The sequence below is a fragment of the Pseudoalteromonas sp. SCSIO 43210 genome (assembly GCF_054133285.1).
The window spans coordinates 1,434,699-1,459,323 of the sequence record NZ_CP087225.1; the positions used below are offsets into that span (position 1 = coordinate 1,434,699).

The 24,625-nt window shown below is 39.1% G+C and carries 20 protein-coding genes and 1 pseudogene; 18 read left to right on the forward strand and 3 right to left on the reverse strand.

Annotated elements, in window-relative coordinates:
* Positions 1 to 26 precede the first annotated feature (26 nt).
* Positions 27 to 998, forward strand: a complete 972-nt coding sequence (gene moaA, locus LOS73_RS06340; RefSeq protein ID WP_007375513.1) for a GTP 3',8-cyclase MoaA — start codon at positions 27 to 29, stop codon at positions 996 to 998.
* Between the two features lie 414 nt (positions 999 to 1,412).
* Positions 1,413 to 2,411: a GGDEF domain-containing protein gene (locus LOS73_RS06345; RefSeq protein ID WP_033015114.1), complete on the forward strand. Its 999-nt coding sequence runs from the start codon at positions 1,413 to 1,415 to the stop codon at positions 2,409 to 2,411.
* 30 nt (positions 2,412 to 2,441) lie between these two features.
* Here LOS73_RS06345 and LOS73_RS06350 read toward each other — a convergent pair whose 3' ends face one another.
* A complete protein-coding gene (locus LOS73_RS06350) occupies positions 2,442 to 3,380 on the reverse strand; it encodes a LysR family transcriptional regulator (RefSeq protein ID WP_008134313.1) in 939 nt (312 codons plus the stop codon).
* A gap of 119 nt (positions 3,381 to 3,499) precedes the next feature.
* Between LOS73_RS06350 and LOS73_RS06355 the strand changes: the two genes are divergently transcribed.
* The 5 genes from LOS73_RS06355 to LOS73_RS06375 all read left to right on the forward strand — a co-directional run bounded on the left by LOS73_RS06355 (position 3,500) and on the right by LOS73_RS06375 (position 13,136).
* Positions 3,500 to 4,669 (forward strand): efflux RND transporter periplasmic adaptor subunit, encoded by a 1,170-nt coding sequence (locus tag LOS73_RS06355; protein WP_457934688.1) that lies wholly within the window; start codon positions 3,500 to 3,502, stop codon positions 4,667 to 4,669.
* Positions 4,670 to 4,678: 9 nt separating this feature from the next.
* On the forward strand, positions 4,679 to 7,831 hold the full coding sequence (locus tag LOS73_RS06360; RefSeq protein WP_007375508.1) for an efflux RND transporter permease subunit: 3,153 nt from the start codon (positions 4,679 to 4,681) through the stop codon (positions 7,829 to 7,831).
* Positions 7,824 to 9,236 carry a TolC family protein gene (locus LOS73_RS06365; protein ID WP_457934689.1) on the forward strand — a complete coding sequence of 471 codons (1,413 nt, stop codon included), beginning with the start codon at positions 7,824 to 7,826 and terminating at the stop codon, positions 9,234 to 9,236. Before LOS73_RS06360 ends, LOS73_RS06365 begins: the two co-directional genes overlap by 8 nt.
* Before the next feature lie 10 nt (positions 9,237 to 9,246).
* Complete coding sequence (locus tag LOS73_RS06370) at positions 9,247 to 10,275, forward strand: zinc-binding dehydrogenase (RefSeq protein ID WP_149603630.1); 1,029 nt, start codon at positions 9,247 to 9,249, stop codon at positions 10,273 to 10,275.
* Between the two features lie 605 nt (positions 10,276 to 10,880).
* Positions 10,881 to 13,136: an acyl-CoA dehydrogenase gene (locus LOS73_RS06375; RefSeq protein WP_457934690.1), complete on the forward strand. Its 2,256-nt coding sequence runs from the start codon at positions 10,881 to 10,883 to the stop codon at positions 13,134 to 13,136.
* 192 nt (positions 13,137 to 13,328) lie between these two features.
* Here LOS73_RS06375 and LOS73_RS06380 read toward each other — a convergent pair whose 3' ends face one another.
* Entirely contained in the window at positions 13,329 to 14,297 is a 969-nt protein-coding gene (locus LOS73_RS06380; protein WP_193227147.1) for an integron integrase, read from the reverse strand.
* Between the two features lie 240 nt (positions 14,298 to 14,537).
* Here LOS73_RS06380 and LOS73_RS06385 point away from each other — a divergent pair, with 240 nt between their 5' ends.
* The 5 genes from LOS73_RS06385 to LOS73_RS06405 all read left to right on the forward strand — a co-directional run bounded on the left by LOS73_RS06385 (position 14,538) and on the right by LOS73_RS06405 (position 18,341).
* On the forward strand, positions 14,538 to 14,825 hold the full coding sequence (locus LOS73_RS06385) for a hypothetical protein (RefSeq protein ID WP_157600365.1): 288 nt from the start codon (positions 14,538 to 14,540) through the stop codon (positions 14,823 to 14,825).
* Between the two features lie 107 nt (positions 14,826 to 14,932).
* Positions 14,933 to 15,364: a hypothetical protein gene (locus tag LOS73_RS06390; RefSeq protein ID WP_457934691.1), complete on the forward strand. Its 432-nt coding sequence runs from the start codon at positions 14,933 to 14,935 to the stop codon at positions 15,362 to 15,364.
* A 145-nt stretch (positions 15,365 to 15,509) separates the two neighbouring features.
* Positions 15,510 to 17,162, forward strand: a complete 1,653-nt coding sequence (locus LOS73_RS06395; protein WP_457934692.1) for an RNA-directed DNA polymerase — start codon at positions 15,510 to 15,512, stop codon at positions 17,160 to 17,162.
* A complete protein-coding gene (locus tag LOS73_RS06400; RefSeq protein WP_457934693.1) occupies positions 17,159 to 17,899 on the forward strand; it encodes a hypothetical protein in 741 nt (246 codons plus the stop codon). The genes LOS73_RS06395 and LOS73_RS06400 overlap by 4 nt, the downstream gene beginning before the upstream one ends.
* 106 nt (positions 17,900 to 18,005) lie before the next feature.
* Positions 18,006 to 18,341: a hypothetical protein gene (locus LOS73_RS06405; RefSeq protein WP_457934694.1), complete on the forward strand. Its 336-nt coding sequence runs from the start codon at positions 18,006 to 18,008 to the stop codon at positions 18,339 to 18,341.
* A 375-nt stretch (positions 18,342 to 18,716) separates the two neighbouring features.
* On the opposite strand, the pseudogene LOS73_RS06410 reads toward LOS73_RS06405, so the two are convergent.
* Positions 18,717 to 19,196, reverse strand: a pseudogene (locus LOS73_RS06410) (transposase); the annotation flags it as partial.
* An 84-nt stretch (positions 19,197 to 19,280) separates the two neighbouring features.
* Here LOS73_RS06410 and LOS73_RS06415 point away from each other — a divergent pair.
* The 6 genes from LOS73_RS06415 to LOS73_RS06440 all read left to right on the forward strand — a co-directional run bounded on the left by LOS73_RS06415 (position 19,281) and on the right by LOS73_RS06440 (position 24,612).
* Complete coding sequence (locus tag LOS73_RS06415; protein WP_457934695.1) at positions 19,281 to 20,255, forward strand: transposase; 975 nt, start codon at positions 19,281 to 19,283, stop codon at positions 20,253 to 20,255.
* 313 nt (positions 20,256 to 20,568) lie between these two features.
* On the forward strand, positions 20,569 to 20,793 hold the full coding sequence (locus LOS73_RS06420; RefSeq protein WP_188161127.1) for a hypothetical protein: 225 nt from the start codon (positions 20,569 to 20,571) through the stop codon (positions 20,791 to 20,793).
* A gap of 123 nt (positions 20,794 to 20,916) precedes the next feature.
* Positions 20,917 to 21,360: a hypothetical protein gene (locus LOS73_RS06425; RefSeq protein ID WP_121955211.1), complete on the forward strand. Its 444-nt coding sequence runs from the start codon at positions 20,917 to 20,919 to the stop codon at positions 21,358 to 21,360.
* Positions 21,361 to 21,630: 270 nt separating this feature from the next.
* Positions 21,631 to 22,587: a phosphotransferase gene (locus tag LOS73_RS06430; protein WP_457934696.1), complete on the forward strand. Its 957-nt coding sequence runs from the start codon at positions 21,631 to 21,633 to the stop codon at positions 22,585 to 22,587.
* A gap of 146 nt (positions 22,588 to 22,733) precedes the next feature.
* A complete protein-coding gene (gene upp, locus LOS73_RS06435; RefSeq protein ID WP_002958676.1) occupies positions 22,734 to 23,363 on the forward strand; it encodes a uracil phosphoribosyltransferase in 630 nt (209 codons plus the stop codon).
* A 10-nt stretch (positions 23,364 to 23,373) separates the two neighbouring features.
* A complete protein-coding gene (locus tag LOS73_RS06440; protein ID WP_149593033.1) occupies positions 23,374 to 24,612 on the forward strand; it encodes a uracil-xanthine permease family protein in 1,239 nt (412 codons plus the stop codon).
* Positions 24,613 to 24,625: the final 13 nt, after the last annotated feature.

Sequence of the window (24,625 nt, forward strand, 5' to 3'; positions counted from 1 at the left end):
ACTTAAGTTATACCCAAGGTTTAGTTATGTTAGTCGATCCAGCAGGACGAGAATTTAGTTACTTACGTTTATCAATTACCGACGTGTGTAATTTTAAGTGTGTTTATTGTTTACCAAATGGTTATCAATGTGACCACGACCGAGACTTTCTTTCGCTTAATGAAATAAGTAATACAATTAAAGCATTTGCTCATCATGGTATTAAAAAGGTACGTATTACCGGCGGGGAGCCAACGCTTCGAAAAGACTTTATAGATGTCATCCGCGCAGCAAAAGACACAACTGGTATAAGTCAAATCGCCGCGACCACAAATGGTTTTTCTTTACAAAAAAACATTAATGATTGGGTAAATGCCGGCTTAAGTGCCATTAATGTGAGTATTGATAGCTTTGATCCACGTATGTTCAACTCAATTACAGGGCACGATAAATTTGCGTCTGTGATGCGTGGTATAGATGCAGCGGTTGATAGCGGTATTTCGTCAGTAAAAATAAATAGTGTACTGATGAGACAATATAACGCCTCAGAGCTAGACACCTTTTTAAGTTGGCTTAAACACCGACCTGTCACTATTCGTTTTATTGAATTGATGCAGACAAACGATAATAAAGATTTTTTTGATGCAAACCATCTCTCAGGTGAATCAATAAAAACCAAGTTATTGCAAAAAGGGTGGCAACGTATCATTCAAGGTGCTTCAGCGGGCCCCGCGCAAGAGTTTTCGCACCCAGATTATCAAGGTAATATTGGCTTAATAATGCCCTATAGCAACGACTTTTGTAGTACCTGCAATAGATTAAGGGTGTCTTCGTTAGGTAATTTACATTTGTGTTTATTCTCTGAAGAGGGCATCTCTCTAAGAGAGCATATGAACAGCGATTCAAACGAAGCGTTAATCGCATTGTTATCGCGCTATATTAAAACTAAAAAGCCATCCCACTTATTGCAACAAGGTAATACGGGTATTACGACTAATTTATCGATGTTGGGTGGCTAGCTGATTTTTAAGTATAAATAAGCCCGCAGCAATAAAGTGTTTTTTTATTACTATGGAAGGGCGATTTAATCGCAGCGTGAAGTTTGCGAATTTGGTAACAGTTTCTGCGTTACTTTCCTTGTTACATCTATGTATGCAACAAGGAATAAATCGCTCTTAGGATGAGCCAACTGGCTGCGCGTGTTTGGTATTTATGTTGCGGTATCGCCTATTGATGGGGAATAACCACACTACATAGGCTCTGCCTTCCCTAAAAACCAAACACACTGCTGCAAATTCACCCACCAAAGGTCAACACGCCCTAACTTAACTTACTAAAAACAGTACTAATACTCAGAATTTTATATTTGTAAAGCTTGTTATCTCTATTTTTCACGTTAAACTGGATTTTTATTTCATTATTAAGTTTTATGAATGGATATCGCAGCTCTTAATAGTACTAAAGTTCTGAGATGGAATGTACTTAGGTGGATGTGCTTCTGCTTTGGCAGCTTATCTGCAATCTTTTCTGCCTTTAATTTAACAGTAAACAACTTTTATACACTTGGTTATTTAGAAATATGTTTTTCTTTATATTGTTTGTACACTTTTATTCGCTTAGGTAAACAAGCTCTTCAAGTTTGGCAATCGATTGTAATGTGCGCGCTTATTACATTAATAGTGGTGTTTGGAACTTACATAGCAACGCCTAAAAATGGTGTATTCATTTGGTCATTTGCGCTCCCCATTTTATATTATCTTCTGCTTGGTAAATACCCAGGGGTAATTTTATCAGCGTCCTTACTTAGTCTGCAAAGTATTATCTTATTCGAAAAGTCGCCATTGCTCCCCTTTACCACATTTAATCTAAGCTTAAATTTATCACTCACGTACATAAGTATATGGGCAGTATCACATATTTTTGAAGTGAGTAGGGCACATTCTTCTAAACGATTAAAAAACTTAGCATTACTTGATCCATTAACAGGAGCAGGCAATCGACTTTCAATGAGCCATTATTTTGAAGTGGAACTACAAGATAAATCTCAACTTTTTTTGTTTTTATTAGATTTAGATTTTTTCAAACAAGTGAATGATAAATATGGTCACGATGTTGGCGATAAAGTACTCGTAGAAATTGCTGCATTGTTAAGAGTGACTCTCGCTAAAGGGTATGTATTTAGAGTCGGAGGCGAGGAGTTTGCACTTCTTAGCTCATTCAAAAACGCTGATGATGCGTTTGCCGCTGCAGAAAAGCTAAGATCGATAGTTGAAACCACTAATATAGACATCGACGGTAAAGTGATTAATTTAACCATCAGTATTGGGGTAACTGAATACAAAAATGGTCAAACTCTTCTTGAATTTGTGAACTTAGCAGATAAAGAACTCTATAAAGCAAAACGCCTTGGGCGCAATAAAGTATATGGTTAACGTATTGAAGAAAACTCTACTCAACTTAGTTTAATACATTTGTTCAAAGTTAGGAATGCCATTTTCCCAAATTGGTTTATCTTTTCCTAAGTACTCTCGGACCGCATCAAAAAACAATCGCGTTCGCACAGGTAAGTCACGATGTGGGTAAACAGCATACATAGCACTGTATTCCATCAATTTTATATCCGTTAAGAGCGGAATTAATTTACCATCTGTGATTTCATTGCCAATTATAAATGCGGGTGCTACAAAATAGGCCGTGCCTGAAATTGCTTTCATTAGGAGTACTTCCGCATCGTTTGCACGATATACGCTCTTTATTTTTTGCTCACAAGGCTCACCTTTACTATTGTAGTAATCGACTCCTTCAACCCTTATAGAATTGCTAGCATAGCTTGCTGCGGGCAAATCGGCTAAATCTTCCATTGTTTTAGGCATCCCATAAGTCTCTATAAACTCAGGTGCTGCGACAATCAATAGTCGGTTACGCGCAATTTTACGAGCAATAAGCGATGAATCTTTTGGCTCGCCAACTCTAAATGCTAAATCAAAGCCTTCGGACACAATATCAACGAGCCTATCATCTAAACGAAGTTCTACCTCAACCTGAGGAAAGCGTTTTTGAAAGTTATTCAGTACCGGTTGCAAGTAACGGCGTCCGATCAAGGTTGATGATGTGATTTTTAATACGCCTCGGGGCTCTAAATGGTAGTTTTCAGCCATGCGCACTGTTTCACCAAGCAGCTCTCTTAGCTCAGCGGCTTTTTTTATCATTTCTGCGCCTGCAGCAGTGAGTGAAAATGAGCGAGTCGTGCGATTAAGTAGCCTAACGCCGAGTTCGTCTTCTAAGCGACTAATTTGCTTAGAAATAACAGAACGGTCAATGTTGCGAATTTCAGCCGCTTTGGCAAAAGAGCCTTGTTCTACCACCTCAAGCAACATCAAAAGCCGACTTGTCGTATCCATTATTACATCCTAATTAATTTATTGATGCCATTTTGGCACTAATGAATTTAAAAATCTATGCTTTTTGTCCGCAAGTTTAATACGTACTATGCAACACTAATTATAAAAGGAGCGTCTTCATGAAAAAACATTTAATTGCTGCTGCACTCGCTGGCGCATTATTAACACTTGCGGGTTGTGCTGACGAAAGCACACCACCTTCAGCTCAGGCGCAACATCTTCAACCAATTGATGTTGCAACGGTACTTGTTAAACCAGTACAGAGTTGGCACACCTATACAACGCGTTTAGAGTCTCCTCAAGAAGTGGCATTAATGCCACGCGTGTCAGGTGTTATTGATCACATTGCATTTAATGAAGGCGACAATGTTAAAAAGGGCGACCTATTATTTAAGTTAGATGAGCGCCCATTTGCGGCTGTGGTAGCAAGCCTTGAAGCACAAATTAACAGTGCACAAGCTGCATTAGAACAAGCAAAAAGTGAAGCTAAACGCGCGGTACGTTTAACACAGCGTAAAGCAATCTCTACTGAGCAGGCTGAATCTCGTACATCTGTTTTACGCCAACGTGAAGCACAGCTTGTTGCTTTGCAAGCACAGCTTACATCAGCCGAACTAGATTTAGAATTTACGTCAATTGTATCGCCAATTGATGGTGTTATTTCGCGTGCAAACATTACTAGAGGTAATAATATTATTGCGGGTCAAAGTGTATTAACAAGCATTGTTTCTAACGAAAAAATGTATGCATACTTTGATATTGATGAACGCACTTGGAATAGTGCTTTTAGTAATGTAACAGCCGCTAGCCGCCAGCCTGTTGTTATGCAAAAAGTAGGGCAACACGACTTTGCATACAAAGGGTATATCAACTTTATTGATAACCAAATTAATGCCTCTACGGGTACTTTGCGTGTGCGCGCTGTATTTGACGAAGATAATAACCAACTTCGTTCAGGGTCATTTGCGCGTATTAAATTAGCGGCTAATTCAATTAGTGAACAAATTATTGTGCCAGACAGAGCAATCGGCACTGATTTAAAAAATCGCTTTGTATTAACCGTTGGCGAAAACAACGTATTGCAGTACAAATTAGTCACTGTGGGTGAGCGTTATGGTTCGCTTCGCGCAGTAACATCGGGTTTGTCTGAAGGTGATGTGATTGCCGTAAATGGTCCTGCTCGCGTAGGCCCTGGTATGCCAATTGCACCAAACACAGTGACAATAGACAGCAGTGATGTTGCATTCACACTCTCTAATGACGAATCACGCTTAGTGGCTAAGCAATAAGGTTTATTGATGAAATTTTCACACTTTTTTATTCAACGGCCGATATTTGCGGCTATGTTGTCTTTAGTTATTTTAATTGCAGGTGGCATTTCTTTATTTCAGCTACCGGTCAGTGAATATCCAGAAGTTGTTCCACCAACAGTAGTTGTAACAGCAAGTTACCCCGGTGCTAACCCAACGGTTATTGCTCAAACAGTGGCAACACCACTGGAGCAAGAAATAAACGGCACTGAAAACATGTTGTACATGTTTTCACAAGCAACCAGCGATGGGCGTATGACCCTAACGGTAACATTTGCATTGGGTACCGATTTAGACCGTGCTCAAGTACAAGTACAAAACCGTGTAAACAGTGCATTGCCGCGTTTGCCAGAAGAAGTACAACGTTTAGGCGTGGTAGCCGAAAAGTCATCACCGGATCTAACCATGGTGGTGCATTTATATTCGCCAGAAAAAACACACGATACCGCGTATTTATCTAACTATGCCGATTTGTATGTTAAAGACGAAATTGCACGACTACCTGGTGTAGGCGACATTCGCTTATTTGGTGCGGGTAAATACTCAATGCGGGTGTGGTTAAACCCAGATGCATTAGCAGCACGTGAGCTAACAGCAACCGATGTTGTAACTGCGCTTCGTTCGCAAAACCAACAAGTGGCCGCAGGTAGCTTAGGTGCTCAGCCGGTATCAAACGACAGCCAATTCCAAATACTATTAAATGTGAAAGGGCGTTTAAATAGTATTGAAGAGTTTGAACAAGTAATTATTAAAGTAGGCGATGAAGGTCAGTTAACACGTTTATCTGATATTGCACGTGTTGAATTAGGGCAAGATACTTACTCACTGCGCGCAGAGTTAGACACTCAACCAGCGCTCGCAATGCCTATATTTCAGCGCCCAGGTTCTAATGCTATTGAGCTTTCGGATCAAGTGCGCGAAACCATGGCGCGTTTATCAAAAGATTTTCCTGAAGGGGTTAAATACGACATTGTTTACGATCCTACTGTATTTGTACGCGGCTCGATTGACGCAGTAATTGCAACGTTACTTGAAGCCATTGTACTGGTTGTAATTGTAGTTATTGTATTTTTACAAACATGGCGTGCGTCTATTATCCCGCTTATTGCTGTGCCTATTTCACTTATTGGTACGTTTGCTGTTATGCAGTGGTTGGGTGTGTCGATTAATACCTTATCGTTATTTGGCTTAGTACTTGCCATCGGTATTGTTGTAGATGATGCGATTGTAGTTGTAGAAAACGTTGAGCGTAATATAGAGCAAGGTTTATCACCACTTGAAGCCACCCGCGTTGCTATGAACGAAGTAACCGGCCCTATTATTGCTATTGCATTGGTATTAAGTGCAGTATTTATTCCAACCGCCTTTATTACGGGTTTGTCTGGTCAGTTTTATAAGCAATTTGCACTTACAATTACAATTTCGACTATTATCTCAGCGTTTAATTCATTAACACTTTCACCTGCATTAGCAGCGCTGTTATTAAAATCGCACGATGCAAAACCAGATGCATTTACACGTTTACTAAATAAATTATTTGGTCGTTGGTTATTTAAACCATTCAACCGCATATTTGACCGTGGCGCAAAGGGCTACGAAAAATTGGTTAAAAAGCTAATTCGCCTAAGCCTAATTGCTATGGTGGCCTATGTTGCACTGGTTGGCGGTACAATTAAACTGTTTGATACCGTACCTGGTGGCTTTATTCCACAACAAGATAAGCAATACTTAGTGGCGATTGCTCAGTTACCAGACGCAGCAAGCCTTGACCGCACTGAAGATGTATTAAGACAAATGCAGCAAATTGCCTTAGATGTTCCGGGTGTTGCGCATACGGTTGCTTTTCCTGGTTTGTCGGTAAATGGTTTTACCAATAGCCCTAACAGCGGTATTGTTTTTACACCTTTAGATGCGTTTGAAGACCGCGCCGATCCAAGTAAATCTGCAATGGCTATTGCCGCGCAGCTAAACCAACGGTTTGCCGCAATTGATGAAGCATTTGTCGCGGTATTCCCACCACCGCCAATTCAAGGTTTAGGCACAACAGGTGGCTTTAAGTTGCAAATTGAAGACCGATCAAACAAAGGATTCGAAGCGTTATTTAATAGCCTGCAAACGGTTATTGGTAAAGCACAGCAAGATCCTGCGTTAATGGGGCTTTACTCAAGTTTTCGTATTCAAGTACCACAAATGGATATAGATGTAGACCGCGAACAAGCACTAATTCAGGGTATTCCACTTGATGAAGTATTTAATGCATTACAAATTTACTTGGGTTCGGTGTATGTAAATGACTTTAACTTGTTTGGTCGTACGTACCAGGTAAATGCGCAAGCAGATGCTGATTACCGTTTAGACCCTGACCAAATCCTTAATTTAAAAGTAAGAAACCGCGCGGGTAACATGGTGCCATTAGGTTCAGTATTAACGGTTACACCAACAATTGGTCCTGACCGTGTAATGCATTACAACGGCTACCCAAGTGCAGAACTTAACGGCAGCCCAGCGCCGGGTTACAGCTCAGATCAAGCACAGCTGGCGATTGAAGCAATCCTTGCTGATAACTTGCCAAGTGGTATTGAATACGAGTGGACTGAGGTTACTTACCAACAAGTACTTGCGGGTAATACCATGGTGTATGTATTCCCACTGGTAGTGCTACTGGTATTTATGGTACTTGCTGCTCAGTATGAAAGCTTGCGTTTACCATTGGCTATTATTTTAATCGTGCCAATGACCATATTTTCAGCGTTACTTGGTGTGTGGTTTGTAGGTTCAGACAACAATATATTTACGCAAATAGCATTAATCGTATTAGTTGCCTTGGCATCCAAAAATGCGATTCTTATGATTGAATTTGCGAAAGATCAAAATGAGACTGGATTATCACATTTTGATGCCATATTAGCGGCGTGTCGTATGCGCCTGCGCCCAATATTAATGACCTCAATTGCGTTTACAGCTGGTGTTATACCGCTTGTATTGGCAACCGGCGCAGGAGCCGAAATGCGCCATGCAATGGGTAATGCCGTGTTCTCAGGCATGATTGGTGTAACCGTGTTTGGCTTATTGTTTACACCGGTATTTTATATGCTTGTAGTAAATAAAAAAGAAAAAGCGCAGGAGTTACCACATGAATAAGTTAGCAAATAAAACGCTAAAAACACGCTTAACAATAAGTACTGTATTGGTGGCTGCGTTTTTATCAGGCTGTGCGAGCAAAATAGATACGCTCAGTGAGCAAAACGCAATTAATGAGTTTGTTGCAAAAGCAGCCGTTGCTGAGCAGCTTACTGGCGCTGACGAAACAAGCTGGTGGAAAGGGCTTGAATCAAGCCAATTGAATCAGCTGGTAACTCAGGCACTTGCAAATAACTACGATTTAAAAACTAGCCAATTAACACTTAAAAGTGCATTAGCACGATTAGGAGAGCAAAAAGCCCAATACCTACCACAAGGTGGCGTAAATGTTGGCGCAGCTCGAAGCGATGCACCAAACGTGTTTGACCGCCAATCAAGTGCAAACGTTGCACTTGATTGGCAACTAGATTTATTTGGTCGTATAACGGCGTTGGTTGATGCTGCAAATGCATCGGCCATGAGCCAAGCAGAGCAAGTACGTTTACTGCAAATTGAAGTAGTATCGTCAGTTGTTAAAGGCTTTGTAAGTTATCAAGGTAATGTTGAAAAACAACACATTGTTACACTTCAAATTGAAGCGCTTGAGCAAAGTATTGACGTTCTTCAAGCCCGAGTTGACGAAGGTGTTGCAAACGAGCTTGATTTAAACCGTACGATGGCGCAGCTTAGGCAGCAACAAGCATTAATGCCTGCTATTGAGTATGCAAAATACAGCGATTTATCTGCTCTTGCAGTACTAAGCGGTAAGTTAGCGCAAAATATTGCTATTGAAAACGAGCAAGGTGTGCTTGAACGTGACTTTAGCGTAGCACTAAAAAACGCTAATAATGCCATTGCCTTACGTCCAGATATTAGCCGTGCATTGTTTGATTTTAGCCAAGCAAATAGTTTAAGTGTTGCAGCTAGCAAAGCGTTATTACCCGATATTAGCTTATCTGCTTTTGCAGGGGTTGTGAGTATAGACAGCACAGGCTTAAAAAATACCGATCAGCAGTGGCAAGTAGCGCCGCAGTTGCAATGGTCGTTATTAAGCTACCCAGCATTATTAGCACAGCGCGACGCGCAGCAGTTTTTAAGTGAAGCCGCTTACAGCGATTATCAACAAGTAGTATTAACTGCACTAAGTGAAAGTGAACTTTCACTGCAATTGTTGGTCAATCAAGCACAGCAAAAACGCTTTGCCGATGAGCGCTATGACTTTGCTAATAAAGCATTTTTACAAGCACAAGCAATGTACGAAGAAGGTCAAATTCCTTACCTTGAGTTGTTAGATGCGCGTCAGGATGTTTTAATAGCACAAGAAAATGCTGTTGAAACAACAATTTCTTCACTGCTTGCCAAAGTAAATGCTTACCAGTCATTTAATGGCCAATGGAGTTATGCGTTAAACGACACTAATAAGTAGAGTTATATTGATGCCAAATACTGAAAATTTACATGAATACATTATCCCGCAAACAATGCGCGCTATTGTACTGCCAGAACCAAATGAAGCAATTAACTTAGCGGATGCTGAGCTGCCTGTTCCAGACTGTGCAGATAACGAGCTGCTTGTAAAAGTAGAGTACGTTGGTTTAAATCCAGTTGATGGTCAATTTGCTAAAACAGGCTTTTGTAAATGGCAGTATCCACACATTTTAGGCTTAGATGCCGTAGGTGTTGTGGTTAAAGCTAATAAAGGTGTGTTTCCAAATGTTGGCGAGCGGGTTATGTGGCATGCCAACATTGGTGAGCAAGGTGCTTTGAGCGAATACACCAAAGTACCTAACTTTGCAGTGTCGGTTGTGCCAAGCGGTTTAAATCCCGCCATTGCAGCTACACTTCCATGCTCCGGTATGGCAGCACTTATCAGCTTAGATAAAATAGGTATTAGTGAAGGCGATACTATTTTTATTGAAGGCGGAGCCGGAGCGGTAGGGCAGTTTGCTATTCAATATGCAAAACAGCGTGGTGCAGATGTATTTACCACGGCATCAAAGCGTAACCATAAATTGGTTAAGCAGCTAGGCGCTGATGTGATTTTTGACTATAGCGATAAAAAGCTATGCGAAAAAATCCGCAGAGAACTTGGTCCGCAAGGCTTTGATGCGGTTATTGATACGATAGGTGGTGAGTGTACTCAGCGTAATATTGAGTTAATGCGTTTTTGCGGACGTATTGCCTGCTTAAATCCACTCCCTTGTTTTGATCAAGACTTAATGTATCACCGAGCGCCAAATATTAGCGTTGTATCGATTGGTGGTGCATGGCTTGCTAATAGTTTATGTGCACAACAACGCTTGAGCTTTATGGGCAACCTGTTACTTGAAGGAGCTGTTAGTGGCGACATTAAACACCCAGAAATAACGCCCGTAGACTTTAGTGCTGAGTCAGTATCGCAAGCGCTTAATAAACAACTTGCTGGTGGTTTTACCGGCAAGCAAATTGTTAAAGTTGCTAAGTGAAGCGCTTATACAATTTGATTTAAATTTAAGTAGTTTTAGCTAGATTAACTGATAATGTAGCCTCTACAAATTGAATAAAAACGTAGCCTATTTGTGCTGCGTTTTTTTATGCCCATCAGAAAATAGATACAGCGCTAGGGTCTGTTGATCTTTCAAGGTTGAATTTGCAGCAGTCTGTTTGGTATTTAGGCAAGGCAGAGCCTATGTAGTGTGGTTATTCCCCATAAATGGGCGATAACGTAGCATTAATGCCAAACAGGCGCTGCCCAAGGGGTTCTTCCTAGGGGCTATTTACTCTTTGTTGCTCGGTTTTTACTTAGCCCACTAGGTTACAAACCTCGCGCCGCGATTAAATAGCCCCTAGTTTGAACAAATTTTAATCCGCAAAGATCAACAGACCCTAGAGCTTTTGCTGTTTTATTCATCATTTTAGTCAAAATACTTTTTTTCAGCGTACAACTGTAAGCCTTTGTGTTTCAACAGTTTACGTTCAGGTAAAGAAAATAAATTGAAAAAACTGTTAATTAATTGAATAGAGTAATTGATCTAAACGATTTTTTATGACGTAATGTAGGTATTATTTAGCTGGTCGGATGAGTTCAATCATGAGTTTACGTACAAAACTAAAAAAAGTATTACCAAGTATTTCTATCACAGAACAAGAAGCGCTAGACGCGGGTGATGTATGGCTTGAAGGTTCTATCTACCAAGGTAAACCTGATTTCAGTGCACTTCGCGACGTACCTGCTGCTACATTAAGCGCAGACGAGCAAGCATTCTTAGACGGTCCAGTAAAAGAGTTATTGGGCATGATTGACGATTCAGTGATTCAAAACGGCATTCATTTACCAAATAACATCTTAGAATTTTTGAAAAAAGAGCGTTTTTTCTCGCTTATCATTCCTAAGTCGTTTGGTGGTTTAGAGTTTAGCCCTTATGCAAACTCTACCATTGTTGGCACAATTGCGACTAAAAGCTCAGCAGTTGCGGTAACCGTAATGGTTCCTAACTCGTTAGGCCCAGGTGAGTTATTACTTCACTTTGGTACGCAAGAACAACAAGCACATTACTTACCACGCCTAGCAAATGGTACAGACATTCCATGTTTTGCATTAACAAGCCCAGAAGCGGGTTCTGATGCAGGTGGTATTCCTGATGTTGGTAAAGTAACTAAAGGTATGTACAACGGCGAAGAAGTCCTTGGTTTAGAAATTACCTGGGACAAGCGCTACATTACACTTGCACCTATTGCTACCGTACTTGGTTTAGCATTTAAAGTAGTTGACCCTGATGGTCTGCTAGGTGGTAAAGAAAACCTAGGCATTACCTGTGCACTTATTCCCAAAGAGCACCCAGGTGTTGAGCTTGGTAATCGCCACGACCCAATGGGTATTCGTTTTTACAACGGTACTACACGTGGTAACAAAGTATTTGTACCAATGGATTTTGTTATTGGTGGACAGAAAAACATCGGCCGTGGTTGGCAAATGCTGGTTAGCTGTTTAGGTGCTGGCCGTGGTATTTCATTACCTGCGCTAGGTGTTAGTACAGCACAAGTTGCATTTAAATCAGCATCTGAATACGCAGCAGTGCGTGAACAGTTTGGTTTAGCCATTGGTCAGTTTGAAGGTATTCAAGAAAAACTAGCCGACATTGCAGGTAAAACATACCTACAAGAAGCAATGCGCGTACTTACAACTGAAGGCTTAGGCATGGGTTTAAAACCATCAGTAGTAACCGCAATCGCTAAATACCATATGACAGAGCTTGGTCGCGACGTACTTGATTCAGCAATGGATATTCAAGCAGGTAAAGCGATTCAAAATGGTCCACAAAATACATTAGCAAGCGGTTATGTTGCACAGCCGATTGCCATTACGGTAGAAGGCGCGAACATTCTTACACGTAACCTAATGATCTTTGGTCAAGGTGTTATGCGTTGTCACCCATATTTACAATCTATGGTTGAGTCAATTCACAGTGAAGACAAAGGCGCAGATAAAGAATTTAACGGCATTTTGCGTAAAACAATCGGCTACAGCACAGCAAACAGCTTACGTGCTTTGCGCTTAGGTGTTTTACCATTTACAGCAAGTGCAAACTCTGATTTACCAGAAGTACGTGACTACGAAAAAGCAGTACATAAACTATCTGCAAAACTTGCAGTGTACGCAGACTTTTCGTTACTTGTACTTGGCGGTAAGTTAAAACAAGCAGAAATGCTATCGGCACGTTTAGGCGATGTAATGAGCTTCTTATATGCAGCTATGGCATCAATTAAATACTACGAGCAAAAAGTATCAAGTAGCGAGCGTGAGCAAGCAGCGCCGTATTTCCATTACGCGACTCGTTTTGCACTACAAAGTGCTGAAGAAGCATTGCATAAGTTTTTAGATAACTTCCCTGCAAGCGGTACACGTAAGTTTATCCGTTTCATTACAATGAACTACTCAACTAAAATGCCAAAAATTAGCGACGATTTAATCCGCGAACTAGCTAAGCAAGCTCAGCTAGATACCGCATTTAAAGCGCAAATCACGCATTTAGTTAAACCAGTAGTGGGCGATGGCCATCATATTAATGAGCAAGCTTACAAAGCTAAAATGGCATCACTTGGCGAGCTGGCTAAAGTTAAAAAAGCATTACGTGCTAAAGTAATTAAGCCAGGTGCACGTTTTAACATTACACTTGATAACGCATTAGCGGCAAATGTAATCACGCAAGCTGAGCACGTTCAGTTAATTGATTACAACATCAAACGTGAAAAGGCGATTCGTGTAGATGAGTTCGATTTTGATATGAACCTACTAGATGATAACGCACAGCCAATTAACCCGCTTAAAAGCGTAGTTAATCAGTAAGTTAAAGTAATTAAATTCAATGATGCAAAGCGCCCGCAGTATCGGCGCTTTTATTGTTGAGTAAAGAATTAGTGTGGGGCCCCGCTTGTGTAAAAACAAGCGGGGCTTTTTTATGTGTTATTTAAAGTAGAAATAGATGACGGTATTGGTTTGAAAGTGAATATGTATCTGTAGAGGATTAAAAAGAGACGCTTATAATCTTGAAAAAGGGCTAACAACCCCGTTAGCACCTTGCTGTAGTACATGGGTATAAATTTGTGTAGTTTTAACATCAGAATGGCCAAGCTGAGCTTGAACAGTTCTTATATCGGCGCCACTTTGCAGTAGATGAGTAGCAAAAGAGTGTCTCAATGTATGAGGTGTTATTATTTTTGTTAACCCTGATTTTTGGACGGCTTTTTTAATCTCTTTTCTAATACAAGAGTGATGAAAATGATGTCGCCTTATTTCACCACTTTGAGGATCTGAACTTAATATATGAGAAGGAAATAAATATTGCCACGCAAGCGATTTTGCGGCACTTGGATATTTTTTTGTTAAAGCATATGGCATCCATACGCCAGAATATTCCGTATTATTTAAATCCAGTTTTAAATAGTCATCAACGTTCAAAATTTGATTTCTCAGCATAGGAATTAGCTCTGTGGCCAGCGTAACAATGCGGTGTTTATTACCTTTTCCATTCCATACTTGAATGCATTTATAATCAAAATCAATATCTTTTACTCTTAATTGCACCGCTTCCATTACTCTTAAGCCACTTCCATACATAAGGGCTGCAATTAAATAATAGCGCTTATTTAAATGAGCCATCAACATTTTAACTTCCTCTGGGGTCATCACCACAGGGAGCTTTGCTGGTTTTTTACTACGGGCAAAATTTAAATTTAATGAGAGTTCTTTTTTTATTATGTGCTTGTATAAAAATGACAATGAATTGAGTGCGGTGGCTTGCGTACGTGGTGCAACGTTTTGCTTTAACACTAAATGTTCTAAGTAGCGTTCGACTTCATTGTCCCCCATTGAGGCGGGATGGCGTTTATTATGAAAATGGATATAAGATGCAATCCATCTTAGGTAGGTATCTACGGTGCGTAATGAATACTGACGTACCAACATATAATCGGCTATATAATTTAAAAATGGGGAACGTGTTTTCATACTATTACCAATAATGGCGCTGTTTTTATATACAGTATAGTTGTGATGCACACATATTCAAGAAAATGAGCGGCGAGCGCATTTTCTCTTTTATTGAGAGTTTGAATGCTAATAAAAATTATATATAGCAATGTGTTAAGTTATTTGGTAAAAATGATTTATAAAATACATGAGCGTATCGTTGGCAGAAATATGCGCGATGAGCGCACTATTAAATTGTTATAAATTTTGGAGAGTTTAATGACTGATAAGGACATCGAGTTCTATTTTAGTCTCAAAAAAAGAATTAATCAGATGCCATCAATTATAGTTATGTTAATGTGTATTTTTGTTTTAAATGGTATTTGGGGCTTTCTACCATTTTTAGATACTGGAACATCATACGGGATTTCAGGGGTGCTAATAATCAACTTATTACAAGCTTGGTTTAAAAATGGTACAGATGCACAAAGTCATGATCTTATCGAAAGTTTAATTAACAAAGATGCTGAATTAATTAAACGAGTTAGCGAGTATAAAAATTTATAACAAGTCACTGCAAAGGACTAAAAACAGCTGGCTATTACTCGTGCCTCGCTATTTTAGCCATCAATTTTTAGCCTCTGAGTGAGGCGTTATGGCTCCCGGAGAAAATCGTGCGGAATTTATTATTACTAGCAATCTATATTTGCTTCTCGGCTCAGGCTGAAGAGGTTTGCGTAGATCAAACTCAGCTTCAAGCACATATCATGCTTAAAGAATATCAGGCTGAAAATTCTGCGAAGATCCTACATAATGTTAATAAAATAGACTTAATTAAGATGTTTATTGAGGATCTGAGTGGTCGTGGGACACAAGAGCAGTATGAGCGATACGACCAGTATGTAGGGATATTTATTTCCAGTATGGTCACGACTTTTGAAGCTGCAAAGATAGATGGCGTTGAGCTAGAGCTTTATGAAAATAGAGTTTCAGAGGATGTATTGGATTATATTTCAAAAAACTCAAGGTATTTCCCAAAAACTATAAATTCCGAAGATTACATCCAATTACGGGCAGAAGTTGAGAAGCTAAAGGCAAAGCCATAACAAAGCCGTGCACGGCGAGCAATTTTTCCGTCGTTTTTTTGTGGCGGTCGCTACGCTGCCACAAAAAAACAACTCCAAAATTACCGCGTGACGGCGGCGTTAAGTTCCTATCGGTAATTTTCTCCCAACGCAACAAAGGGTATGTATGACTGAACAAGTTACAATTGAAAATTTTATATATAAAGAAAGTGAATTAGACTCAGCATTTGCTCTCTCTACAAAAAATATCATTAAGTTTGGTGATACTGACATTTTTCCATTTCCTTATGAAACAAGAATGTTTTCAGACATTTTTGAAAAATTATTAGTTTCGTTAAACAAAACTCATACTGATTTTTCAAATAGATTAAATGAATGTCCACCGATAAACATTAGTACTTGCTCGACAGTTGGTTATAACGGATACCGTTGGGCGACTCAGATAGATCCATATTGGAATGCATATTTTTTGGGGCTGGTTCTTTCTATAAGCGAAAAAATTGAAAAATCTCGAGTTGGTGAAGATTGTGTTTACTCGTACCGATATGCACCTGATTTTGAACTAGGTTCATTATTTAATAAAGATGTTAACTGGCGAAAATTTCAAAATGATAGCCTGGAATTAGCGAAAAATGATCCATCAATTAATTACGTACTGACTTGTGATGTTGCTGATTTTTATACAAGAATTTATCACCATAGGTTGGAAAATGCTTTAGACAGAATTGACCCACAAAAAGAAATATCATCTAAAATCAAAAAACTTATACAAACATTTTCTGGTACAAATTCATATGGTCTTCCTGTTGGGGGCCCTGCTGCAAGAATACTAGCAGAGCTTGCACTAGATTCACTAGATCATATTCTATTAATCAGTGGTATCAAATTCAAAAGGTATGTCGATGATTTCATGATATTTTGTGAGACCAAAGAAGATGCTCATTCAGTGCTTACATTAATCAGTCGAAAACTGATGGAAAACGAAGGGCTAACGCTACAAAAACATAAAACGAATATTCTTTCAAAAGATGAGTTTACATCATTAACTCAGTCAAAACTATTTGGTTTAGATGAAGATGAAGGTTCGCCAATGAAGGCTAAATTTATGAGTTTACCAATCAGGTTTGATCCATATTCTCAAAATGCAGCTGAGCAATATGAAGAAATAAAAGAAACATTAAGTGACTTCGATTTACTGGGAATGTTGAGTGATGAGTTGCAAAAATCTAAAATAAATCAGCCTTTCAGTAAACAACTTATCAGAGCTTTTGCAGCTGCTGACGATCGAATTCTGTCTGATGCATTTAATGTTATTTTTAATAGTATTACAGAGTTATACCCTATTTTTAATACAATAATTCAAGTTGCTACAACTAACTGGATGAGGTTTGAAACTCAAACAAAAAACTTGATTAGAAGTAAACTCATAGAGCTTGTTAAAACTGATTCTTTTATCCTAAAAACAGAAATAAATTTAGCTTATGTAGTTAAGCTGTTTACAAAGGAAAATAATGTTGAAGGGCAAACAATCCTAACAGAAATTCACCGCTCAAATACAGATAGTATTTTGATCACACTTGTTGTTACTCAGGCGATGGCAAAGTGGAATACGCATTATTGGTTATCAGAGCTTCGAAGAACTTTCCCTACAATGACTCCTTGGCAAAGGCGTTTGTTTATTGTTTCATCTTATCTATTGGGCGATGAAGGAAAGCATTGGTTAACTCATAATAAAGCGAAGTTTAACTTTATAGATGAAATTTATAGAGACTGGGGAGCATTACGTAAAACCAGCAGGAATCTAGAGGAAGCTTTATGATTTCTGAAACCACATTTTCGAAAAAGTTCACTTCTTTTTGGAATGAAATGCTCCCCAATTCAAAGAACTACGTCAGGCTAATAAACGGTGGTCTTTTAGATCCAGTTTATGAGCCATTTGATACAGCTGACCGGAAAAATAACACAGCTTTAGTTAATGTAATTTCTTTTAGCATGTTACGGGAGTTATGCAATGGAGCTCAAACATTAGATCAGCTAAGTAGTACTAAATATTTTGAAAGTCAGCATTTTGAAAGTTTGTTAGAGAAAGATTTATCATATCTATCAAAATTTAGTTATGGAACTGAGTGTTCTTTACCATTATCGGCAAAAGAAAAAGAACAGGCAAGCCAACTATTTAGGTTGATGTACTTTAGATATGTAGCTAATAATTCTACCTCAACAATAGATCCAAAATTCGATGGTTGTGGTTTCATAAATAAATCATACGGAGATCTAATTTCTGACCACAAACTAATTGAAATAAAATCTGGTGAAAGAAGATTTAACCTAACAGATTTACGCCAAGTATTAATTTATTTGGTATTAAATCATTATTCAAAGCAACCTTTTAAAATTTCTACAATTGAACTATTTAACCCCAGAATGGGGATAGCATTCTCAGAAGACGTAGAAAGCTTTTGTTTAAATGTTAGTGCGTTAAATAGCCAAGAGTTATTTTCTGAAATTCAAAAATTTGTAGTCGATAATAATTTTGTTGAAGAGTTCGGAACTTAACAAGGCATTTAAACGGAACTAAAACAGTGGGTTACGTTCCGCTTCGCTACACAGTATAACCCACAATTTTAGTCCGCTTAATGCGGCGTTATGTGGCATTCAGGATATGGCTATACCTAAAAAAGGTTCGAGAAAAATCGAAGTAGATGGAATTTCTTATCGTTGGCTTATCAGGAGTAAACCAACGTACTCTCAAGCAAATGAATGGTCAAATTTAAAAGCGGTTGTCGAATTGCTTGAAAAACCTGCTTCAAAATTATCGATAGATTTTACTGTTCCAAGAAGTGATTCTTGGCTTACAGATAGCAAGGTTAGTATTTCACCTAAAGATATCTCGGCTTGTATTATTAAATCAATAAAGTTAGGTTGGGATGCAAGTGGCAATGAGAATTTCGACATTGAGTACGTACCACATAACAAGCCACTCAAGCAGGACTTTTAACAGTTGGTTAGGTTCCGCTTCGCTTCACATTTTAACCAACAATTAAAAGCCTCTTAGCGGGGCGTTGGTATGACTCCCACTGTCAAGTTAAACGCACTGATCCCTGCCTAACTTTTTTAAGCCATAATTACTTTAGCTCGAATTAGAGCGAGTTAATACATAGGATGAAGCAAGTAATGTCGTCGGTTATCTTGCTGATATTCGTTGGTTATTACTATTTCTAGTAACAGAGCAGACCTACTTATTTCGTCGTGGCACCTGTCTTCAGTCTATGTTCGTGGTTCAATGAAGCGTTAGCTACATTGCCATCCTAACGCCGTCGGTGGTTGTGCCACTCCCGATGCTTGATCCTATGCATTAACTCTAATTCGTTTATCATGCAGGTACTCTTGCCAATCTAAGTTTTGTATTTACTGGCGTTAGCACCACTTCTTTTGCAATTGCCCATATGTATGCAATCATTTCTCGAGCAATGGCGGTGACAACCAGGTTGTAATGTTTCCCTTTGGCTATCATTTTTTTATAGCGCTTGCAGAGCCTAAGTTGTGCTTTCCACGCAATATCAATAATGTCCTTTGGTAAACCTTCTTGTCGTTTTTGCATATCTGTCGATATATTTGCCGCATACCGATAAGTGTGTGCGCCTTCAACGAGAAGGCGCCTCGCTCGGCCGTTTCCGCATTTTGTGATGGCGCCAATATGGCGTTTGCCACCACTCGAGTGCTCACTAGGTACAAGACCAAGATAACTCATTAATTTGCGGGGGTGGTCGAAGCGCGATAAATCGCCAAGCTCAGCAACAACGCCGGTGGCGACCAACAAACGAACGCCACGCATAGCTTGTATAAACGAAACAAACTAGACACCCATCCTAAATTTTGCACTTTTCAAAATTAAAGGCTAGCCTTTTATTAGTACAAAAAACAAGCAGGGCGTCTTATGGCAATTGCAAGAAAACGACAAGTAAGTTTGGTTGATACAAAATACTACCACTGTATTTCGCGTTGCGTGCGCCGTGCATTTTTATGTGGCGAAGACCGTTTTACTGGTCAATCTTACGAGCATCGACGAGGGTGGGTTGAAGATAAGCTGCTTGAATTAGCGAAGGTATTTTGTATTGATGTATGTGCTTACGCTGTTATGAGTAATCACACCCACTTAGTACTGTATGTTGATGATAAAAAAGCGAATCGATTAAACGATAAAGCGATTATTATTCGCTGGCATAAACTCTGTAAAGGCACATTGCTAACGCAAAAATATGTACAAGGTGAAAAGCTAAGTAAAGTTGAACTTATCTTTTTTAATCAAACAGTAAAGCAATACCGAGAGCGCCTATCAAGTATCAGCTGGTTTATGCGGCTATTAAATGAAGACATTGCTCGCAGAGCAAATAAAGAAGATCACTGCACTGGACGGTTCTGGGAGGGTAGATTCAAATCGCAGGCATTACTAGATGAGGCAGCACTTGCGGCCTGTATGGCCTATGTCGATTTAAATCCCATTAGAGCTAAAATGGCTAACACTCCAGAGGATTCAGGCCATACCAGCATCAAACAGCGTTTAACGTATGCAAAGGATGGTAAACAACCAAAAAAACTACAGCGCTTTTCAGGCATGCCACGTCAAATAATGCCAAAAGGTCTGCCGTTTGAGCTTAAATCGTACCTTGAACTTGTTGAATTAACAGGACGTTGTATACGAGAAAATAAGCGAGGGTATATTGAAAGTACACACTTGCCTTTACTAGAAAGGGTGAATATATCTCCAGAAAACTGGTTAAAGCTTACAACCCAATTTACGCGCGTATTTCATGGCGCAGTGGGCAGACCAGTCTCACAAGAAGGTTATTGTGAAAACTTAAACCGAAAGCGGCGAACGAATATCAGTAACTGCGAAAAGCTACTGGCATAAAATTTAAACTACTCAGTAAAACTATTCAGTAAAAAATCACAACTGCACCATGCAGTTATTTTCATGCGTGCAATTTAGATTAAGAGCGCTAGTGACTTATTTGATGGATGAAATAAAAATAACCTGTCGATAAAAGATATATTATTAGCCTACAAATTAAATTTTATGGCAACATTTTGTTTGTTCAATTAGAGTGGCTGTCTAGTTTAGCTGGTCTATTATGGCTTTGGCTTTGAATTAAGCTAACCCACGAAAGGCGGAGGCTAACACCGTGTGGGAGTCATTATGTCTATATGCAAAAGGAGAATCGCGTATGAATATCAATGCAACACTATTAGGAGAGATAATATTTATCTCTGGGATCGTTATCGGCGTCCTTAGTTATTATTTGGCTAAACGTAAAACTAACACACCTAAAATAGCTACATTTATAGGCGTGCTATTAGCATTTATTCCGCCACTCGGTTTAATTTATATTGCCATTCTAGTGTTAAAAAATGACATTAATCAAAACAATACTACTGAGGCTGTTGAGTAATTTGCATATAACAAACAAATTATGGCGCGACGCGCAAACAGCGCGCGCCGCATATTCGAATCGTTATGTAACCAAGGAAGAATCGTGAAATTCTGGAGAAACTCGTCCACAGAACATTATCCAATGTGGAAAGCATTCTTGATGTACATCTGGGTAATACCTGGAGTTCCGATAGGAACCTTTTTAGGTGTTTATTTCTTAGAGGCTCGTAATAGGAGCGATGATGAATTATTACTTAGCTTGCTTAACTATCGTTTAGATTTTACTTTGATTATTTTATTTGGTGTTGGTTTTATCCTTTGGGTTTGGTCTATTAGAGCTTTAAGTAAGCCTGTTTTTCAAATTCATCAAAATAGGTTGTACTTTTACGGTTATGGCTTTTTTAAAGATGACATTGCACTTGATTCACTTCAAGAAATACGCTCCTATAATCTTGGTCCGCTGGGTCACCTAATAGACTTTAAATCTAAAGTCGGTATTACCTTTAGATCTTTTGCTTTTCTATCAAACATTAATAAAAGTAAATTAGAAAAGTTTTTTGAGGAAAGTGGTATAAAGGTTACATAACAAACCATTCAAGCAGGACATTGCTCCTCACCCGTTTTAGTGGACACCTCCTCATCACTTTGAAGAGGCTAAAATGCCTAAATATACTCAACCTAGGAAGACATGGTTTTATCCAGTTAATTTCAAAATCAAAGTGTTGTGGCATAGTGATTTTGGCCACTATTTACATACGAACTTGTATAAAACCAAGTGGATCTTTTTTATGCCTTAGTTTTATTAAAAACGTCCACTAATGTTAAACTACAAAAAACTTAATTACTTAATATAGCTATGGCATTTTACATTCCTTTATTACAACCTCACTTTAAGCACATTGAAATTGGCGATACGCTTACATCACTTTGGAGTGGATGTGGCAGTATTGTGCAGTGCCAGCTTGATGATAAAGCCTGCGTTATTAAAGCTATTAAAATACCCAGTTATATATACCATCCTAAAATTAAACAAAGCGAATTTGCGCTTAAAAGAAAGCAGCACTCATATAGTGTTGAATACACTTTTTATAAGCTTTATAGCCAGCATTTACCAGTACATGCACAAAGTATTGAATGTATAGGTGCAATTAATAAAGATGATGAATATGCGCTGGTGTTTAAGGATTTCACCAAACATGGGTTTACTCAAGCAGGGCCACAACATGTTAAAGCTATATTAAGGTGGCTTGCACACTTTCATGCGTTTAACTTAAGTAAACCCGCTGAAGGGTTATGGCAGCAAGGCAACTACTGGCATTTAAGCACGCGCCCAGATGAGTTTAATAAACTAAAAGATAACCTTGATAAAAAGTCCGATATTAAAAATGCTGCACATAAAATAGATGAGCAGCTACAAAGTTGTGCGTATAAAACGCTGATTCATGGCGATGCAAAACTTGCTAACTTTGCAGCAAATGAGCGCGATGAAATACTCGGTTATGATTTTCAATATATAGGTGCAGGTTGCGGGATTATTGATGTAATGTATTTTATGACCAGTTGCTTAAGTGATGCACAATTACATGAGTGCGCTGATGAGTATCTTGCGTATTATTTTGATAATTTAAAGGCTGCTATTACTACTTATCATCCTACAGCACCAGCAAGTAAAATAGCTGACGATTGGCTCGCTTTATGGCCTGCTGCATGGGCTGACTTTTATCGATTTTTAGCTGGCTGGAGCCCTGAGCATCAAAAAATAAATAGTTATATGCAACAGCAAGTAAACAGCTGGTTAGCGAGTAACATTTAATAAACACAACGGGTTGATTGCTTGCATAAATATCAAGCAAAACAATACATTTTGGCACGATGTATGAAAATCTCTTTAAAACTACAGGTCAAATGACCTTTTTTAATATAAAATACTGCAAATTCTTGTATCAGTAGGTTTATATCATGGCAATTCACGTTATTTCACACCCTCTTGTTCAACATAAACTAGGCCTAATGCGAGCGCATGGTATTAGTACTAAAAGCTTTCGTGAATTATGTTCTGAAGTTGGAACCTTATTAACTTACGAAGCAACTAAAAACCTACAGTTAGAAGATAACGAAATTACAGGCTGGGATGGCAATAAATTAAAAGTAGAGCATATTAAAGGTAAAAAAATTACCGTAGTGCCTATTTTACGCGCAGGTCTTGGCATGATGGACGGTGTTATGCAGTTATTACCGGCGGCTAAAGTAAGTGTTGTTGGTCTTGAACGTAACGAAGAAACGCTAGAGCCAGTACCATATTTTGAAAAGCTAGTAGGTAATATTGATGAGCGCTTAAGCTTAGTTATTGACCCTATGCTTGCAACAGGTGGCTCAATGATTGCCACAATCGATATGCTTAAAAAAGCAGGCTGTAAAGAAATCAAAGTAATTGTATTAGTAGCTGCACCAGAAGGTGTGGAAAAAACACTTACAGCACATCCCGACGTAGAAATATTTACAGCCTCTGTAGATAGCCACTTAAACGAAAAGGGCTATATTATCCCTGGTTTAGGCGATGCGGGCGACAAAATATTCGGTACTGTTTAGGAGTCTTTAAGTGCAAAATAATGACACCTTTTCAATAAAAACTATTTTAACGGGCGCGCAAATGCTGTTTGTAGCATTTGGTGCGCTGGTATTAGTGCCACTTTTAACGGGCTTGGATCCTAATGTTGCGCTTTTTACCGCTGGCATTGGTACTTTGCTGTTTCAGGTAGTGACTAAAGGCCAAGTGCCTATATTTTTAGCTTCATCGTTTGCTTTTATTGCACCCATTATTGCCGCTGTGCAAATGTGGGGCGTGCCAGCCACTATGGGCGGCTTAATGGTAGCGGGCTTTGCTTATATGCTTTTAAGTTTATTAGTAAAATTTAAGGGCGTTGCAACGCTTCATAAAATTTTACCGCCTGTGGTTGTAGGCCCTGTAATTATGGTTATTGGTTTAGCGCTTGCACCTGTTGCTGTAAATATGGCGATGGGTAAAAGTGGCGACGGCAGTATTCAAATTATTGATTACAACAGCGCTATTTATATTTCGTTGTTCTCGTTAGTGGTTACGCTTATTTTTGCAGTGTGGGGAAAAGGCGTATTTAAGCTTATACCTATTCTGGCAGGGGTTGTAGCGGGTTATTGTTTATCGCTTGGTATGGGCGTTGTGCAATTTGACGCGGTAACTAACGCACAGTGGTTTGCTGTACCAAACTTCACATGGCCTGAGTTTAAATGGCAGGCTATTTTGTTTATGGTGCCTGTAGCAATAGCACCTGCAATTGAGCATATTGGCGATATGATGGCTATAAGCCAAGTAACCAATAAAGACTTTTTGAAAAAACCTGGGCTTCACCGTACTTTGTTTGGTGATGGCCTTGCGACGTCTGCTGCATCATTATTTGGCGGCCCGCCTAACACAACTTACTCAGAGGTAACGGGAGCAGTTATGCTTACCAAAAACTTCAATCCTAAAGTAATGATGTGGACAGCCATTATCGCCATTATTTTAGCCTTTGTTGCTAAAATGGGATCTGGCTTACAGACTATACCTGTACCTGTAATGGGCGGCATTATGATTCTACTTTTTGGCTCTATTGCTGTAGTGGGTTTAAATACATTAGTTAAGTCGGGCGATGATTTAACAGCACCACGTAACTTAAGTATTGTTGCACTTATTTTGGTGTGCGGTATTGGCGGTATGCATATTGGTGGTAGCCAATTTAGTTTAGAGGGCGTAAGTTTATGCGCTATTTTAGGCATTGTACTCAACCTTGTATTACCTAAGGCGCAGCCTCAAGAGAGTTAATAGTGCACGTAAG

Excerpts from the sequence above, each read along its gene's own strand:
- LOS73_RS06395 (WP_457934692.1), top strand. The coding sequence starts at position 15,510 with ATGACTGAACAAGTTACAATTGAAAATTTTATATATAAAGAAAGTGAA.
- LOS73_RS06420 (WP_188161127.1), top strand. The coding sequence starts at position 20,569 with ATGAATATCAATGCAACACTATTAGGAGAGATAATATTTATCTCTGGG.
- moaA (WP_007375513.1), top strand. The coding sequence starts at position 27 with ATGTTAGTCGATCCAGCAGGACGAGAATTTAGTTACTTACGTTTATCA.
- LOS73_RS06415 (WP_457934695.1), top strand. The coding sequence starts at position 19,281 with ATGGCAATTGCAAGAAAACGACAAGTAAGTTTGGTTGATACAAAATAC.
- LOS73_RS06350 (WP_008134313.1), bottom strand. The coding sequence starts at position 3,380 with ATGGATACGACAAGTCGGCTTTTGATGTTGCTTGAGGTGGTAGAACAA.
- LOS73_RS06360 (WP_007375508.1), top strand. The coding sequence starts at position 4,679 with ATGAAATTTTCACACTTTTTTATTCAACGGCCGATATTTGCGGCTATG.
- LOS73_RS06385 (WP_157600365.1), top strand. The coding sequence starts at position 14,538 with ATGACTGATAAGGACATCGAGTTCTATTTTAGTCTCAAAAAAAGAATT.
- LOS73_RS06380 (WP_193227147.1), bottom strand. The coding sequence starts at position 14,297 with ATGAAAACACGTTCCCCATTTTTAAATTATATAGCCGATTATATGTTG.
- LOS73_RS06400 (WP_457934693.1), top strand. The coding sequence starts at position 17,159 with ATGATTTCTGAAACCACATTTTCGAAAAAGTTCACTTCTTTTTGGAAT.
- LOS73_RS06405 (WP_457934694.1), top strand. The coding sequence starts at position 18,006 with ATGGCTATACCTAAAAAAGGTTCGAGAAAAATCGAAGTAGATGGAATT.
- upp (WP_002958676.1), top strand. The coding sequence starts at position 22,734 with ATGGCAATTCACGTTATTTCACACCCTCTTGTTCAACATAAACTAGGC.
- LOS73_RS06355 (WP_457934688.1), top strand. The coding sequence starts at position 3,500 with ATGAAAAAACATTTAATTGCTGCTGCACTCGCTGGCGCATTATTAACA.
- LOS73_RS06430 (WP_457934696.1), top strand. The coding sequence starts at position 21,631 with ATGGCATTTTACATTCCTTTATTACAACCTCACTTTAAGCACATTGAA.
- LOS73_RS06425 (WP_121955211.1), top strand. The coding sequence starts at position 20,917 with ATGTGGAAAGCATTCTTGATGTACATCTGGGTAATACCTGGAGTTCCG.
- LOS73_RS06375 (WP_457934690.1), top strand. The coding sequence starts at position 10,881 with ATGAGTTTACGTACAAAACTAAAAAAAGTATTACCAAGTATTTCTATC.
- LOS73_RS06365 (WP_457934689.1), top strand. The coding sequence starts at position 7,824 with ATGAATAAGTTAGCAAATAAAACGCTAAAAACACGCTTAACAATAAGT.
- LOS73_RS06345 (WP_033015114.1), top strand. The coding sequence starts at position 1,413 with ATGGATATCGCAGCTCTTAATAGTACTAAAGTTCTGAGATGGAATGTA.
- LOS73_RS06370 (WP_149603630.1), top strand. The coding sequence starts at position 9,247 with ATGCCAAATACTGAAAATTTACATGAATACATTATCCCGCAAACAATG.